Raw genomic sequence first — 15,569 nt, forward strand, 5'->3', positions numbered from 1 at the left:
CGACAGATCGCAGGAAACTGTCGAAGGCGGGGTGGGTCCGGTTGCGGGGGTGTCCGCGGCATGGATGCCGCGGCCAAGCCTCCAGGGACGGGTTTACGGCGTCCCCCGCAACCGGATCCACCTCGCCTACCCACGCCAAACCTGCTTTTGATCTTGCTTCGGCGGTTGCCGTGGTTTCGGCGGGTGCAGGGCGCAGCCCTGCATCGACCAACCCCCTACTTTTTCAGGAAGTTGTCCACCAGCAGATGCTTCACGTCGTCGAAGCGGCCGTTCAACACGGCCTTGGCGGCGTACAGCGCCGTACCGGCCACCTGCTTCGCCTCGATCTGCGGCGGCATCACCAGCTCGGCGCGGCTGGTATGCACGTCCAGCAGCGCCGGGCCGCGCTGCACCAGGAAGTCCTGCACCGCTTCCTCCAGGTCCTCGCTGCGTGTCACCGTTCGGCCATGGAAGCCGATCACTTCGGCCAGGCGGCCGAAGTCCGGGTTCTTCAGGTCGGTGTAGTTGTCCAGAAGGCCTTCCACCTTCTGCTCCAGCTCGACGAAATTCAGCGAGCCGTTGTTGAACACCACCACCTTGATCGGCAGGTTCTCCTGTACCGCCGTCAGCAGGTCGCCCAACAGCATCGCCAGGCCACCGTCACCGGACAGCGAAATCACCTGGCGGCCGGGGAACGCCTTCTGCAGGCCGAGTGCCTGCGGCATCGCGTTGGCCATCGTGCCGTGCAGCAGGCTGGTCAGCGTACGGCGGCGACCATTCACCCGGATATGCCGCAGCACCCACACCATCGGCGAGCCGCCGTCGGCGGTGAACAGCGCGTCGTCTGTTGCGTACTTCGACAGCAGCGCGGTCAGGTGCTGCGGGTGGATCAACTCGCCCTCGCCCGGCTGTTCTTCCTGCTCGCGCTTCTTCAGCGCCTTGTCGCGACGCTCGATGCATTCATCCAGGAAACTGCTGTCCTCGCGTGGCGGCAGCATTGGCAGCAAGGCATCCAGCGTCGGTGCGATGTCACCGACCACGCCCAGGTTCACCGGATGGCGGCGGCCGAGGTGGCTGCCATCACGGTCGACCTGGATGATCGTGGCCTTGTCCGGATAGAACTGGCCCCACGCGAAATCGGCGCCGAGCAGCAGCAGCGTGTCGCACTCCATCAGCGTGTGGAAGCCGGATTCGATGCCGAAGATGCCGGTCATGCCCATGTTGTACGGGTTGTCCGGCTCGACGAAGTCCTTGGCGCGCGAGGTGTGCGCGATAGGCGCCTGCAGGCGCCGGGCCAGCTCCAGCAGTTGCGCGTGCGCGCCCTGGCACCCGGCACCGGCATAGATGCCGATGCGCTTGCCCTGCCCCAACAACTCGGCGATGCGCTGCAGCTCGGCATCGGATGGACGCAGTACCGGCTGCGTGTAGTGCACCGAGAACGGCACATCGTGCTTCACCTCGGCCTGGCTGATATCGGCCGGCAGGATCACCACCGCCACGCCGCGGCGGCTGATCGCGGCCTGGCAGGCCAGCGTGACCACGCGTCGCGCCTGTTCGGCGCTGTGCACCTGCTCGCAGAACACCGAACAACTGGCGTACACCGCCTTGAAGTCCACTTCCTGCGGGAATTCCATGCCCAGTTCGCTGGTCACCACCTGGCTGGCGATCAGTACCATCGGCGCGCGGTTGCGGTTGCTCTCGAACACGCCGTTGATGAAATGCAGGCTGCCGGGGCCGCAGGAACCGGCGCACGCGGTCAGCTCGCCGCTCACCAGCGAATCGGCGCCGGCGGCGAACGCTGCCACTTCTTCATGGCGCACATGCACCCACGCAATCTCGCTGCCATGCATCGCATCGGTCACATGGTTGAGCGTATCGCCCACGATGCCGTAGCAACGGCGGACACCGGCCTGCTGCAGGGCGTCCACCACGATTTCGGCCACGCGCTTGCTCATCGGATACTTCCTCGAACGGGGGAACGTCCGAGGCTAGACCTGATGAAGTGATGCTTCCGCAAAAAAAGGAGACGGAGGGAATTAAGTCGTTAACGGCACAAACGACTTAATTCCCTCCGTCCCCTTTTTTCTTCAATCGTTGACGTTGATCCAACCTTCCACCGCGCCCTGCTTCGGGTTGCGGTAGCGCAGCTTCACCCAGCCGTCCTGTTCATCCAGCATCTCCACGCGGTCGCCCTGCACCAGATAGCGCTTCGTGCTGGATGCGCCGGGTCGGTCGAACAGGAACAGCCGCGCGGGCACCACGGTGGCCTGCTGGCCACGCAGCGGCCCATCCGGAGGTGCGCCCAGGCCATCGGCAATCGCGCTCTCCAACACACGACCAGGGGGATCATAGGTGCGCCAGACCGCCAGCGGCCCCTGCTCGTCGGTCTGTTCCCAATGCAGGGCGGCATTCAGCGTATCGCCCAGCATCAGCACAGTCTCGCTGCGGTAGAGGTAGAGCGTTGCACCCGAAAACCGGTACTGGTCGGTGTACCACATCGGGCCGCTGCGGCAGCTGCTGGTCAGGGTGCGGCTCGGACGGTCGACACTCAGCCCCATCAGGTCACCGCAGCTGTCCTTGCCATGGGTTTCGGCCTGCAGCGCGCGGAACCCGGCACTGGCCGGATCGAAGCGGTACACCGCCACCGCCTCGTTGACCATGCCTACCGAGGCGCGCGCGACCAGTTCCGGGTAGCCATCGAAATCGACGTCTTCCAGCGACCATTGCGAATTGCCGTCGGCATCCGCCGCACCCGCCAGCGTCTGGCGCTTGCCCGACGGTGACAGCTGCACCACGATGCTGCCGTCCTGCTGGGGATCGGCGTGCGCCTGCACGTGAGCGGCCACCTGGAACCGCAGCGTTTCGCCGTCATCCCCACGCGCCTGCGCCGTCGGTGCCAGCACGCCTGCCAACACCAGGCCCAGCATGCATTCCCTGTAGTTCATCATCGCTCCCTGCGGCACCGCGCTGGCACCTTCACCTCAGAACGATACCTCGACCGGCTGCCGCGACCACAGCACCGATTGATGCTTGGTCTGCTGCTTCCACGCCAGGCGGATCGCCTCGATGTCTGCGCGGCGCTGCGGGGTGTCCTCGTGCAGCACCACCAGCACCTTGGTGCGCAGGCGGTTGGGCGAGGCATCGCCGCGGAACAGCCACTGGCCGTAGGCATCGAACACGGTCAGGCCATCCGGGAAGCGCGGGGTGACTTCCTTGTCCAGGAAGGTGCGCCACTGCGTCTCGCTGATGGTGTCGGCCTGCGGGCGGTTGCCGGCGCCCTGCTCTTCACCCACGCCGAAGTACAGCTCGCTGCGCACCCAGCCGTGGCCGGCGGACGGGCGTGCGGCATCGCCCTTCAGTTCGGCGGTGGTGGCCGTGGTATAGGCGCTGGGCGCCTGCGAGGACAGGCTGGCGCAGCCACTGGTGGCCAGCAGCACGGCGAAGACGAGGCCAAGGTGTTTCATCGGTACAGCTCCGGGGAAGGGGGACAAGGCGAGCCGGCAGCGTACAGCGCCACAGGCCCGGCGTGCTGATGCCAACCGGGCATCAGCTCATGCCGGACCGGCAGGGGCTTGCATCGGCACCGGTCATCACGCGAAGATAATATATCGCTTCATCCGGATGGATGTAAGTGAAACTATCTCCCCTTCCCCGTCGTCGTTGTTGCTGGAGCCCCCATGTCCGCCCGCCTGCCCGCGTCGCCGCTCGGCCTCGCCATCGCCCTCGCGCTTTCCTCCGCTGCCGTCCCGGCCCTGGCCCAGGACGCCACCAACCTGGACACCGTGATCGTCACCGGCACCCGTGCCGCCGACCGCACCGTGCTCGAATCCACCTCGCCGGTGGATGTGCTCAGCGCCGAGGACATCCGCAAGGCCGGCGTGGTCAATGGTGAACTGGGCAGTGCGCTGCAGGCGTTGCTGCCGTCGTTCAACTTCCCGCGCCAGTCCAACTCCGGCGGCGCCGATCATGTGCGCGCCGCACAGTTGCGCGGCCTGTCGCCGGACCAGGTGCTGGTGCTGGTCAACGGCAAGCGCCGCCACCACACCGCGCTGGTCAACACCGACAGCAAGATCGGCAAGGGCACCACGCCGGTCGATTTCAATTCGATCCCGGTCAGCGCGATCAAGCGCATCGAAGTGCTGCGCGACGGCGCCGGCGCGCTGTACGGCTCGGACGCGGTGGCCGGTGTGATCAACGTGATCCTCGACAACGGCGGCGACGGCGGTGAGATCGAGGCCAGCTACGGTGCCAACCACACCGACCTCAAGCCGATCGGGCGCACCCTCACCGACGGCCAGACCGGCAACATCAGCGCCAAGGTCGGCACCTCGCTGGGCGAGGACGGTGGCTTCCTTCGCGTGGGCCTGGAGTACAAGCACCGCAACGGCACCAACCGCGCCGGCTTCGACCAGATTCCGCCGTGGGACCAGACCCCGGACAACCTGGCGCTGCTGGGCAAGCGCAACTATGTGCTGGGCGATGGCAAGAGCAAGGACATCAATCTGTGGCTGAACACCGAGATCCCGGTGGGCCAGACCTCGACGTTCTACGCATTCGGTACCTTCAACCAGCGGGATACCGAAGGCGCGAACTACTTCCGCTATCCCGATGGCGATGCCAACTGGAAGCAGGTCTATCCGAACGGCTACCGGCCGATCTCCGAAGGCGAGAACCGCGACGTGCAGGCCGTGGCCGGCGTGCGCGGGCAGTGGGGTGAATGGAGCTACGACGGCAGCCTGGATTACGGCCAGAATGACTTCACCTACCGCCTGCGTGATTCGCTCAACGCCTCGCTGGGCCCGACCAGCCCGACCCGCTTCAAGACCGCCGACTACGAGTACGCGCAGACCGTGGGCAACCTCGACCTGAGCCGCGTGTTCACCCAGAGCGACAGCATCAGCCACACCCTGGGCCTGGGCGTGGAAGCGCGCCATGAGCGCTACCAGACCCGTCCCGGCGACCCGGCCAGCTACGCCGCCGGCCCCTACACCGATCGCCCGACCGGCTCGCAGGCCGGTGGTGGCCTGACGCCGCAGGATGCGGCCCGCCTGTCGCGCGACGTGGCCAGTGCCTACGCCAGCCTGTCCAGCCAGTTCGGCGAGAAGTTCTCCACTGATCTGGCCGCGCGCTACGAGCACAACGACGACTTCGGCGGTGAACTGACCGGCAAGCTCGGCCTGCGCTATGAATTCACCCCGGCGTTCGCGTTGCGCGGTGCCATCTCCAACAATTTCCGCGCGCCGTCGCTGGCGCAGATCGGTTACGAGTCCACCTCCACCGGCTACAACGCCGGCGGACAGCTGGTGCAGGGCCGCCTGCTGTCGGTCAACAATCCGATCGCACGCGGCCTCGGTGCGCAGGACCTGAAGCCGGAAAAATCGATCAACACCTCGCTGGGCTTCACCAGCCGCATCGGTGAGCACTTCGACCTGTCGCTGGACTTCTTCCAGATCGACATCGACGACCGCATCGCGCTGTCGGAGAGCATCACCGGCGATGCGCTGACCGACTACGTGGCGGCCAACTACGGCGTCAGCGGCCTGCAGAGCGCCAGCTTCTTCGTCAATGCCGCCGATACCCGCACCCGCGGCGCCGAGCTGGTGAGCAACTGGCGCCAGTCGCTGGGCGATGGCCAGCTGCTGCTGACCGGCACCTATGCATACACCAAGACCACGCTGAAGAACGTGCTGGCCACGCCGGCGCAGCTGCGCGCGCTGAACCCGGACTACGTGCTGTTCGGCATCGAAGAGACCAACACGCTTACCGATGCCACGCCGCGTACGCGCGGCAGTTTCTGGCCGCCTGGAGCAACGACCGCTGGTCGCTGAGCACCCGCGTGAACCGCTATGGCAGCGCCACCCGCGTGTTCAACTTCGGTGATGGCTACATCCCGCGCCAGACCTACCAGGCCGAATGGCAGCTGGATGCGGAAGTGGAGTACCGCATCACCCCGCGCTGGAGCGTGGCCATCGGCGGCCAGAACCTGACCGACAACTACCCGGATCGATCCAACAGCGATATCCACTACTTCGGCAACCTGCCGTACGACGTGCTGTCGCCGATCGGCAGCAACGGCGCGTACTACTACGGCCGGGTCCGCTATACGTTCTGATTGCATTGGGTGTGATTGCCTTGGGTGGGTGCGGACCGTTGGTCCGCACTGCCTGGGCTCGATGCAGGGTGACCTGCCGTGCCGACCAACGGTCGGCACCCACCGAAGCAGGGTCGTAGCCTGCCCTCGACCCCACGTACACGCCCACGCTGGCAAGCTGGGCGTCATGGCTGAACCGCTCCCCCTGCGTCCGCCACCGCCATTGCTGGACGACGCCTGCGCGTTGTTCCTCGATGTCGACGGCACCCTCATCGAATTCGCTGCACGCCCGGATGCCGTGCAGCTGCTGCCGGATGTGCGTGAAGCCATCGGCCGCATCAGCGACCGCCTGGAAGGTGCCGTGGCACTGGTCAGTGGTCGCCCGCTTGCACAGCTGGATCAACTGTTCGCACCTTTGAAGCTGCCCGCCGCCGGCCTGCATGGACACGAACTGCGTGGCGAGGACGGTCGTGTGCTGCGCGACGAACACGACGACGACACCGCCGAGTGGCTGCACGCACTGCACCAGCAGGCGATGCGCTTTGCCCACGGCCATCCCGGCGTACTGGTGGAAGACAAGGGCGTCGGCCTGGCCCTGCATTGGCGCGGTGCGCCGCACGCGGCAAGTGATGTGCGCGCCTTCGCCGACCGCCACGTCCGTGGCCGTGCCAGCTACCGCCTGCAACCGGGTGACCACGTCGTTGAATTCGTTCCCGTCGGCACCGACAAGGGCCGCGCCGTGCGGCGGATGATGCAGTACCTGCCCTTCCGCGGCCGCCTGCCCGTGTTCATCGGTGACGACCTCACCGATGAATTCGGCTTCGACGCCGCCAATGGCCAGCATGGCTGGAGCGTGCTGGTGGGCGAACGTGAACCCAGCAAGGCGGTGTTCGCGCTGCCCGACATACGCAGCGTGCACGCCTGGCTGCGTGAGAATGCCTATTGACCCGGCCAACCCCCACGGCCGCAACCGAGATGTACCGCGTGATGACCCAACCCGATCTTGATCTGGGCGTGGTCGGCAACGGCAGCTTCGGCGCCCTGGTCGACAAACGTGCCCGCGTTGTCTGGAGCTGCCTGCCCACCTTCGACGGCGACCCCACCTTCTGTGCCCTGCTCGGCCCCAACCAGCAGAGCGGTGGCGACTTCGCCATCGAGCTGGAGGACTTCGCCAGCAGCGAGCAGGAATACCTGACCAACACCGCAATCCTGCGCACCGTGCTGCGCGACGCGCACGGCGGTGAACTGGAAATCCTCGATTTCGCCCCGCGCTGGCGGCAGAACGACCGCTTCTACCGCCCGGTCAGCCTGATCCGCCAGGTGCGCCCGCTGGCCGGCAGCCCACGCATCACCGTGCGCGCACGGCCGCTGGCGGACTGGGGCGCGCGCGTGCCCGAGTCCACCTGGGGCAGCAATCACGTGCGCTGGATCCTGCCCGAGCACGTGCTGCGGCTGACCACCGATGTGCCGGTGCGCTTCATCCGCGATGGCCTGCCGTTCGTGCTCAACCATCCCATCCACCTGATCCTGGGCGTGGATGAGTCGCTCAACCGCTCGATCAGCGGCTATGTGCAGGAAGCCTTCCAGCGCACCCGCGACTACTGGCGTGAATGGGTGCGCTACCTGTCCATTCCGCTGGAATGGCAGGACGCGGTGATCCGCAGTGCGATCACCCTGAAGCTGTGCCAGTACGAGGACAGCGGCGCGATCATCGCGGCGATGACCACCTCCATTCCGGAAGCCCCCGGCAGCGTGCGCAACTGGGACTACCGCTACTGCTGGCTGCGTGATGCGGCGTTCGTGGTGCGTGCGCTGAACCGCCTCGGCGCAACGCGCACGATGGAACAGTTCCTCGGCTACATCTTCAACCTGGCCACCACCGACGGCACGCTGCAGCCGCTGTATGGCATCGGCTTCGAGGCCAAGCTGGACGAAGACGAAGTCCCCAGCCTGTCCGGCTATCGCGGCATGGGCCCGGTGCGGCGCGGCAACCTGGCCTGGGTGCAGCGCCAGCACGATGTCTACGGCAGCGTGGTGTTGGCCTCCACCCAGCTGTTCTTCGACCGCCGCCTGCAGGACCCGGGGGACGCGCATACCTTCGCCCGCCTCGAACCCTTGGGCGAGCAGGCATTCGCCCTGCACGACGTACCCGATGCCGGCCTGTGGGAATTCCGCGGCCGCACCGAAGTGCATACCTACACCAGCGCGATGTGCTGGGCGGCGTGCGACCGCTTGTGCAAGATCGCCGTGCGCCTGAAGCGTGATGACCGCGCCCATTACTGGCGCGAGCGCGCCGACACCATCCACGCGCGCATCATGGCCGAGTCCTGGAGCGAAGAACTGGGCCACTTCACCGATACCTTCGGCGGCCATCGCCTGGACGCTTCGCTGCTGCTGCTGGCCGACATCGGCTTCATCGATGCGCTGGACGCGCGCTTCATCGCCACCGTCGAAGCCATCGGCCGCGACCTCAAGCATGGCAATTCGTTGTACCGCTATGTCGCACCAGATGACTTCGGTGAGCCAGAAACCAGCTTCACTATCTGCACCTTCTGGTACATCGATGCGCTGGCCGCCATCGGGCGCCTCGACGAGGCACGCGGGATGTTCGAACTGCTGTTGAAGCAGCGCAACCATCTGGGCCTGCTGTCGGAGGATCTGGCCTTCGACAGCGGCGAAGCCTGGGGCAACTTCCCGCAGACCTATTCGCACGTCGGCCTGATCACCGCCGCGATGCGCCTGTCGCGGTCCTGGCAGGAGGCATCGTGAGTCGTCTGGTCGTGGTTTCAAACCGCGTGGCCGTGCCGGGCGAGAACCGTGCCGGTGGCCTGGCGGTGGGCCTGCTGGCCGCGTTGAAGGAACGCGGCGGCATGTGGTTCGGCTGGAGCGGCAAGAGCGTGCGCGACGGCAGTGGCACGCTGCACACGCAGAAGGACGGCGACATCGAGTTCGTCACCCTGGACCTGAGCAAGCGCGAGGTCGATGGCTACTACAACGGCTTCGCCAACCGCACGCTGTGGCCACTGCTGCACTTCCGCCTCGATCTGGTCGACTACGACCGGGGCACCCGCGAGACCTACCACAAGGTCAACGCGCTGTTCGCCGACAAGCTCGCGCCGCTGCTGCGCGAAGATGACATCGTCTGGATCCACGACTACCACCTGATCCCGCTCGGCGCGCTGCTGCGCGAGCGTGGTATCGGCTGCCGCATCGGCTTCTTCCTGCATATCCCAATGCCGTCGGCCGACCTGCTGCAGGCCATGCCCGACCACCTGCGGTTGTTCTCGGCGCTGTACGCCTACGACCTCGTCGGCTTCCAGACCCAGCGCGATGCGGATCGCTTCCAGACCTACCTGCGCCTGTTCGGCGGCGGTCGCGTACTCGACAACGGCGAGCTGGAAGCACCGGGCGGCCGCCGCTTCCGTGCGGCCGCCTTCCCGATCGGCATCGACACCGAGCTGATCGCGCGCCAGGCCGGTACCGCCGCCACCAAGGCCGCCGTAAAGAACCTGCGCGCCAGCCTGCGTGATCGCCAGCTGGCGATCGGCGTCGATCGCCTGGATTATTCCAAGGGCCTGCCCGAGCGCTTCCTCGGCTTCGAACGGTATCTTGAGCGCCATCCCGACCAGCGCGGCTCGCTGACCTACCTGCAGATCGCCCCGGTCTCGCGCGGCGATGTCACCGAGTACCGGCAGCTGCGCAGCCAGCTGGAGCAGATCGCCGGCCACATCAACGGTGGCCACGCCGAGCCGGACTGGACGCCGCTGCGCTACGTCAACCAGAACTTCACCCATGCCACCCTCACCGGTTTCTACCGTGCGGCGGCAGTCGGCCTGGTCACGCCGCTGCGCGATGGCATGAACCTGGTGGCCAAGGAATACGTGGCCTCACAGGACCCGGAAGATCCCGGCGTGCTGGTGCTCTCGCTGCTGGCCGGCGCCGCCGATGAACTGAAGCAGGCGCTGCTGGTGAACCCGCACGACCTGGATGGCGTGGCCGACGCCATCGCCACCGCGGCAACAATGTCGCTGCGCCGGCGCAAGGAACGCTGGCACGCGATGATGGAGCACCTGCGCACCTACGACATCAACCACTGGCGACGCAGCTACCTGGACGCGCTGGAAGGCTGAGGGAAAAGGGGACGGAGGGGATCAAGTCGTTTGTGCACAAACGACTTGATCCCCTCCGTCCCCTTTTCTTCAATCCAGGAACCGCGCAGCCTGCTCCGGTGCAGGCAGATGGCAGGCGTCATGCCGCCCGAACCAGCGATAGCGATTGCGCGCCAGCGTCCGATACGCCGCATCACGCCAGCGACGCGGAACCATCCGGAGCACAGCGCTCAGGCGCCAGACGCCACCCAGCCGAGCCAGTACGCGCAGGATGGCATCGGTATCGGTCCAGGCGCCCTGTGCGTCCAGCAGCAGGAACGACATTGGGTCCTGCGGGTCAAGCCCATGCGCGCGCAGCATCGCGCTGCCCTGCTCCCCCTGCATCGCCGCAAAGCGGTAGCGCCCCTTGCGGTCGAAACGCAGCAGGAAGCGCACCCAGCGGTTGCACAGTGCGCACACGCCATCGAACACGATCACCGCGCTGCCCGCTTCAGCGGCGCGGTCACTGCGGTTCGAGCCAGCCTTCATAGCGGATCAGGGCTCCGGCCCAGGGCAGCGTCACATCGACCAGGAAAGTGTAACGCTCGCCCTGCCAGGCTTCACGGCAGCGCACACCGCCAAACCAGCGCGTCGGCAGCGGCAGCAGCCCGAAGGCCCAGACCCGCCGCACCGACCAGTCGATGCCACCGTCGCGGGCCTGCAGGTCGAACTCGAAGCGCACCGCGCCCAGTTGCTCGCGCAGATGCCCCTCATGCGCCCACAGCCGCGACACCATCGGCCAGCGGCCAAACCGCCGCGCCCATTGCTCGCCCTGCCCGCGTGCACTGAACGCCACTTCGGTGGGCAGCGCGTCACCGTCCTTCGGCAACCGCGCCAACGCGGCCAGCAGCGGCACCAGCCAGTGCCGTCCCCTCACGATGCGCGCCTGCCCCACGTAGCGGCACGGCAACGGCGCGGCATGCAGCGCCTGCACCGGCGCTGCCAGGGTAGCGAAGGCCGGCCCCAGCACGCGCGCGAACAGCGGCGCGGTCAGGGCGCGATCCAGGCCAGGGTCGCCATGCGCCCGGTACGACGGTCGCGCCGGTGCGAATACAGGTCAGGATCGGCCATGGTCGACACCGTGCCGCCATACACCTGCGCCGGGTCCATCCCCGCCGCCTGCAAGCGCTGTCGCGCCAGCGCGAACAGGTCTACCTTCCAGTGCCCCGGACGGGTAGCCACGAACGCCGCCTCGGCGGCCGGATCATGGCCGACGAAGGCGTGGTAGACCTCCTCGCCGATCTCGTAGTCGGCCGGCCCGGCGGCCGGGCCCAGCCACGCGCGCAGCTGCGCCGGCGACGTCTGCATGGCGGCCACCGTGGCCTCCAGCATGCCGTCGGCCAGCCCACGCCAGCCGGCATGGGCCGCGCCCACCTCGCTGCCATCGGCCGCGGCAAACACCACGGGCAGGCAGTCGGCGGTCAGGATCGCCAGCACCACGCCCGGCACCGAGGTCACCGCGGCGTCGGCCACCGGTTCGCTGGCGCCGGCCACCGGCGGCGCGGTGAAGCGCAGCACGGTGCTGCTGTGCACCTGGCGCAGCCAGTGCGGTGCCGAGGGCAGCGCCAGCCCCTGCTGCAGCAGCTGGCGGTTGTGCTCCACGTTGGCCGGGGTATCACCATCGGCCGCGTGCCGGTTGCCCAGGTTGAACTGCGCGAACGGTGCCGGCGAGATGCCCGCGCCATGCCGACGCGTGGTCAGCGCATGGACGCCTGCGGGCGCCGGCCAGTCCGCCTGCAGCAACGGCAGCGCGGCCGCCATCACCAGCGGTCCCGCTCGCGGGCGGCGAAGGCTTCGCTGTCTTCGCGCAGCACCTTCATCAGGTGCAGCATGTCCTCCGGCACCGGCGCGGTATTGCGCACCGGCTCACCGGTGATCGGGTGCATGAACTCCAGGGTCTCGGCGTGCAGGGCCTGGCGCTTGAAGCCGCGCAGCGCGGCCACCAGCTCGTCGCTGGCGCCCTTGGGCAGCTTCAGCGCACCGCCGTACAGCGGGTCGCCGATGATCGGGTGGCGCACGTGCGCCATGTGCACGCGGATCTGGTGGGTACGGCCGGTTTCCAGGCGGCACTCCAGCGCGGTGTGCGCACGGAAGCGCTCGCGCAGGCGGTAATGGGTCACCGCTTCCTTGCCGTCTTCACGCACCGCCATCTTCAGGCGGTCGCGCGGGTGGCGATCGATCGGGGCATCGGCGGTACCGCCCGCCACCAGCGCGCCCATCACGATGGCCAGGTACTGGCGGTGCACGTCACGGGCCGCCAGCTGCTCGACCAGTGCGGTCTGCGCTTCCAGGGTCTTGGCCACCACCATCACGCCGCTGGTGTCCTTGTCCAGGCGGCGCACGATGCCCGCGCGCGGCAGCACCGCCACCGACGGGTCGCGGAACAGCAGGGCGTTGACCAGGGTGCCGCTGTGGTTGCCGGCACCGGGGTGGACCACCAGGCCGACCGGCTTGTTGATCACCAGCACGTGCTCGTCCTCGAACAGCACGTCCAGCGGAATGTCCTCCGGCTGGGCGTCGGTCTGGGTTTCCAGCACCACATGGAGGGTCACCACCTCGCCGCCGCGCAGCGGATCGCGCGGGCGCACCTGGGCACCGTCCAGCAGGACGTCACCGGACTTGATCCACTCGGTCAGGCGTGAACGCGAGTATTCGGGGAACAGTTCGGCCACGACGGCGTCGAAACGACGGCCGGCAGCGGTGTCGGGGACGATGGCCTGGCGGGCCGATTCAGAGGGTTGTTCAGACATGGCAGGGGGCATTCTTTGAAATTTTGGGGTCCCGGCGGCCGGTTTCAGTCGCTGGACAGGACACTAGGCTATCATCGACCCTCCGTATTCCAGCCGCGTCCCGCCTCGACCCCATGATCCGACGCTCCGCCATGCTCTCCGCGCCCGTCCGCCTCACCGCCCTGCTGCTGGTGCTGGTCATCGCCGCAACCGGCTGCCATCGCGGCGCCAAGAAGGGTGATCGCCCCGATGAAGGGACGCCGGTCGAACAGCTGTACGAGAAAAGCCACAAGCTGATGCAGGGCGGCAACTGGAGCGGCGCCGAAGCCAGCTTCCGCCGCCTGGTGGCCCAGTACCCCTACGGCCCCTACACCGAGCAGGCGATGATCGAAACCGCCTACGCCCAGTACAAGGCCGGCAAGCACGATGACGCGGTGTCCAGCATCGACCGCTTCATCCGTACCTACCCGACGCACCGCAACATCGCCTACCTGTACTACCTGCGCGGCCTGGCCAACTCCAACCGCAGTACGGTTTTCCTGCGCCGCGTATGGTCGCTGGACGCCAGCCGCCGCGATCTGTCCACGCCGCACCAGGCGTACTCGGACTTCAACATCGTGGTTGATCGCTACCCGAACAGCCGCTACGCCGCCGATGCGCGCCAGCGCATGCTGGAGCTGCGCGACGTGTTCGCCCAGCACGAGCTGGACAACGCCCTGTACTACATGCGCCGCGGCGCCTGGGTCTCGGCCGTGGGTCGCGCCAACTACCTGCTGGAAACCTACCCGCAGAGCGCCTTCCAGTACGACGCCGTGGCCGTGCTGGCCGATTCCTACACCCACCTGGGCAACAAGACCCTGGCCGACGACGCCCGTCGCGTCCTGCAGCTGAACCAGCCGGACCACCCGTGGCTGGAAGGCAAGTGGCCGAAGTACCCGTGGATGGTCCGCAAGCTGAACCCGTTCGCCGGCGAGAAGTCCGCCAGCACCGGCCAGCGCAACGCGCGACTGGAAAAGAAGTAAGAGAGGGCCCCGAAAGGGGCCTTTTCTTTATCGGTAGATCCACGCCATGCGTGGATGGTTCGGGCGCAGATGGACCACGACACTAGGAGTTCTACGAATCCCCGGCGGATGCGACGCCGGTCGCAGCCCGCCCGGGCGAGGCCCTCCACACTGCGGCGCAACGGTCATCCCGGCCGTCAAGGAGCGCCCATGTCCCGACTGCCCCTGCGTTTCCGGCCTCTCTCGTCCGTCCTCGCCACCGCCCTGCTGGCGCTGTCCTCGGGCCCCCTGACAGCTGCACCGGTCGCACCGGGCGACCTCCTGTCTGCCTCTCCCTATCGCGCGTCATGGGTTCCGACCCAGGCCGCGCAGGCCTACAAGCTGCACTACCGCACCCCGGATCATCGCGGCCAGCTGGCCGAAGGCACGGGCCTGCTGTACCTGCCCGCCGGCGCGGCGCCTGCAGGTGGGTGGCCGGTGGTGTCCTGGGCACATGGCACCCAGGGCATTGCGGATCGCTGTGCGCCCTCGGTGTCCGGACCCTACCAACCCGAACGCGATGGGCGTTTCCTCGATCAGTTCCTGGCCCAGGGCTATGCCGTGGTCGCCGCGGACTACCAGGGGCTAGGAAGTCCGGGCAACCATGCCTATCTGCATGTCCGCACGGCGGCACGCAACGCCATCGATCTGGTCAAGGCCAGCCGCCAGTACCTGGGCAACGCAACGCTGTCGCCGCGCTGGGTCTCGGTCGGCCATTCGCAGGGCGGTGCCGCCGCGCTCACGGCCGGGCATCTGGCGTCCAGCTACGGTGGGCCGTCGTTGCAGTACCGTGGCAGCTTCACCACCGGCACGCCCACGGCGGTTGAATTGACCGCATTGGTGATGACGCCGGACAACCGCACCGCCAATCCTGGCGCACTCAATGCGTATCACGCGTATCTGCTCGACGGGCTGCTGCAGGTCGCACCGCAGATCGATCGCGTCCTCAGCGACACAGGCCGCGCCCGCGTGGCAGTGGCACGCGAGCAGTGCCTGGGCGAACTGGCTGCCACCCTGGACGGCGCGGATACCGGCAGCATGTTCACCGCACCGCTGACCAGCGTGCCAAGCATCTGGGCGGTGCTGTACGACTATCTCGGCGTACCGCGCCGCGGCTTCGGCCAACCGCTGATGCTCGGCCATGGCAGCGAGGATCGCGATGTGCCCTATCTGACCACCCTGCTGTATGCCGCAGGCCTGGCCCTGCGTGGCGAGCCGGTCGCGTTCCAGCGCTACCCGGTCGACCATCGCGGCACGCTGGACGCAGCAGCGGCCGATGGCCTGGCGTTCGTGCGTGCACGACTGGGGGACGGCCAGTTCGATGAAGCTGCCGAAACCGCCGGCCTCGAACAACTGCTCGACGACGTTCGGTAGATCCACGCCATGCGTGGATACACGGTGTACGGGTTGCCGGCCAGCGGCCGGCACTACCGATCCCGGTAGATCCACGCCATGCGTGGATACGCGGTGTACGGGATTGCCGGCCAGCGGCCGGCACTACCGATCCCGGTAGATCCACGCCATGCGCGGATGCGCGGTGTACGGGGTTGCCGGCCAGCGGCCGGCACTACCGATCCCGGTA

12 protein-coding genes and 1 pseudogene are annotated in these 15,569 nt (G+C 67.5%); 6 read left to right on the forward strand and 7 right to left on the reverse strand.

The genetic code is table 11. The features are described from left to right. Positions 1–215 precede the first annotated feature (215 nt). From ACXI0D_RS03955 to ACXI0D_RS03965, 3 genes are all read right to left on the reverse strand, one after another. Complete coding sequence (locus ACXI0D_RS03955; RefSeq protein WP_432592314.1) at positions 216–1,934, reverse strand: thiamine pyrophosphate-dependent enzyme; 1,719 nt, start codon at positions 1,932–1,934, stop codon at positions 216–218. A 132-nt stretch (positions 1,935–2,066) separates the two neighbouring features. Continuing rightward, a complete protein-coding gene (locus ACXI0D_RS03960) occupies positions 2,067–2,924 on the reverse strand; it encodes an SH3 domain-containing protein (protein WP_479642339.1) in 858 nt (285 codons plus the stop codon). 36 nt (positions 2,925–2,960) lie between these two features. Next, positions 2,961–3,443 (reverse strand): DUF3574 domain-containing protein, encoded by a 483-nt coding sequence (locus tag ACXI0D_RS03965; RefSeq protein ID WP_479642340.1) that lies wholly within the window; start codon positions 3,441–3,443, stop codon positions 2,961–2,963. 213 nt (positions 3,444–3,656) lie between these two features. On the opposite strand from ACXI0D_RS03965, the pseudogene ACXI0D_RS03970 reads away from it, so the two are divergent. From ACXI0D_RS03970 to otsA, 4 genes and pseudogenes are all read left to right on the forward strand, one after another. Then, positions 3,657–6,091 (forward strand): annotated as a pseudogene (locus tag ACXI0D_RS03970) (TonB-dependent receptor plug domain-containing protein). A gap of 166 nt (positions 6,092–6,257) precedes the next feature. Continuing rightward, a complete protein-coding gene (gene otsB / locus ACXI0D_RS03975) occupies positions 6,258–7,016 on the forward strand; it encodes a trehalose-phosphatase (protein WP_479642341.1) in 759 nt (252 codons plus the stop codon). 41 nt (positions 7,017–7,057) lie between these two features. Further along, the gene (locus ACXI0D_RS03980; RefSeq protein WP_101766442.1) at positions 7,058–8,839 is read left to right on the forward strand and encodes a glycoside hydrolase family 15 protein; all 1,782 of its coding nucleotides are present in this window, start codon (positions 7,058–7,060) and stop codon (positions 8,837–8,839) included. Continuing rightward, complete coding sequence (gene otsA, locus ACXI0D_RS03985; RefSeq protein WP_014038253.1) at positions 8,836–10,200, forward strand: alpha,alpha-trehalose-phosphate synthase (UDP-forming); 1,365 nt, start codon at positions 8,836–8,838, stop codon at positions 10,198–10,200. The genes ACXI0D_RS03980 and otsA overlap by 4 nt, the downstream gene beginning before the upstream one ends. Positions 10,201–10,269: 69 nt before the next feature. Here otsA and ACXI0D_RS03990 read toward each other — a convergent pair whose 3' ends face one another. The 4 genes from ACXI0D_RS03990 to rluD are packed head-to-tail and all read right to left on the reverse strand — an operon-like array spanning position 10,270 to position 12,968. Next, positions 10,270–10,707 (reverse strand): thiol-disulfide oxidoreductase DCC family protein, encoded by a 438-nt coding sequence (locus ACXI0D_RS03990; RefSeq protein ID WP_479642342.1) that lies wholly within the window; start codon positions 10,705–10,707, stop codon positions 10,270–10,272. Continuing rightward, positions 10,682–11,188, reverse strand: a complete 507-nt coding sequence (locus ACXI0D_RS03995) for a DUF4166 domain-containing protein (RefSeq protein WP_197587939.1) — start codon at positions 11,186–11,188, stop codon at positions 10,682–10,684. The genes ACXI0D_RS03990 and ACXI0D_RS03995 overlap by 26 nt, the downstream gene beginning before the upstream one ends. Positions 11,189–11,208: 20 nt before the next feature. Further along, positions 11,209–11,979 carry a peptidoglycan editing factor PgeF gene (gene pgeF / locus ACXI0D_RS04000; protein ID WP_197587938.1) on the reverse strand — a complete coding sequence of 257 codons (771 nt, stop codon included), beginning with the start codon at positions 11,977–11,979 and terminating at the stop codon, positions 11,209–11,211. Continuing rightward, positions 11,979–12,968, reverse strand: coding sequence for a 23S rRNA pseudouridine(1911/1915/1917) synthase RluD (rluD, locus tag ACXI0D_RS04005; RefSeq protein ID WP_479642343.1), 990 nt, complete (start codon positions 12,966–12,968; stop codon positions 11,979–11,981). Before rluD ends, pgeF begins: the two co-directional genes overlap by 1 nt. A 113-nt stretch (positions 12,969–13,081) precedes the next feature. On the opposite strand from rluD, the gene ACXI0D_RS04010 reads away from it, so the two are divergent. Then, complete coding sequence (locus ACXI0D_RS04010; protein WP_101765979.1) at positions 13,082–13,969, forward strand: outer membrane protein assembly factor BamD; 888 nt, start codon at positions 13,082–13,084, stop codon at positions 13,967–13,969. A 189-nt stretch (positions 13,970–14,158) separates the two neighbouring features. Beyond that, positions 14,159–15,361, forward strand: a complete 1,203-nt coding sequence (locus ACXI0D_RS04015) for a lipase family protein (protein ID WP_119006710.1) — start codon at positions 14,159–14,161, stop codon at positions 15,359–15,361. Positions 15,362–15,569: the final 208 nt, after the last annotated feature.

This window comes from Stenotrophomonas sp. C9D9, assembly GCF_056491205.1.

Bases quoted from the DNA above. Each gene is read 5' to 3' on its own strand.
- otsB (WP_479642341.1), top strand. From the start codon at position 6,258: ATGGCTGAACCGCTCCCCCTGCGTCCGCCACCGCCATTGCTGGACGAC.
- rluD (WP_479642343.1), bottom strand. From the start codon at position 12,968: ATGTCTGAACAACCCTCTGAATCGGCCCGCCAGGCCATCGTCCCCGAC.
- ACXI0D_RS03980 (WP_101766442.1), top strand. From the start codon at position 7,058: ATGACCCAACCCGATCTTGATCTGGGCGTGGTCGGCAACGGCAGCTTC.
- ACXI0D_RS03990 (WP_479642342.1), bottom strand. From the start codon at position 10,707: ATGAAGGCTGGCTCGAACCGCAGTGACCGCGCCGCTGAAGCGGGCAGC.
- ACXI0D_RS03955 (WP_432592314.1), bottom strand. From the start codon at position 1,934: ATGAGCAAGCGCGTGGCCGAAATCGTGGTGGACGCCCTGCAGCAGGCC.
- ACXI0D_RS04010 (WP_101765979.1), top strand. From the start codon at position 13,082: ATGATCCGACGCTCCGCCATGCTCTCCGCGCCCGTCCGCCTCACCGCC.
- ACXI0D_RS03965 (WP_479642340.1), bottom strand. From the start codon at position 3,443: ATGAAACACCTTGGCCTCGTCTTCGCCGTGCTGCTGGCCACCAGTGGC.
- ACXI0D_RS04015 (WP_119006710.1), top strand. From the start codon at position 14,159: ATGTCCCGACTGCCCCTGCGTTTCCGGCCTCTCTCGTCCGTCCTCGCC.
- ACXI0D_RS03960 (WP_479642339.1), bottom strand. From the start codon at position 2,924: ATGAACTACAGGGAATGCATGCTGGGCCTGGTGTTGGCAGGCGTGCTG.
- pgeF (WP_197587938.1), bottom strand. From the start codon at position 11,979: ATGGCGGCCGCGCTGCCGTTGCTGCAGGCGGACTGGCCGGCGCCCGCA.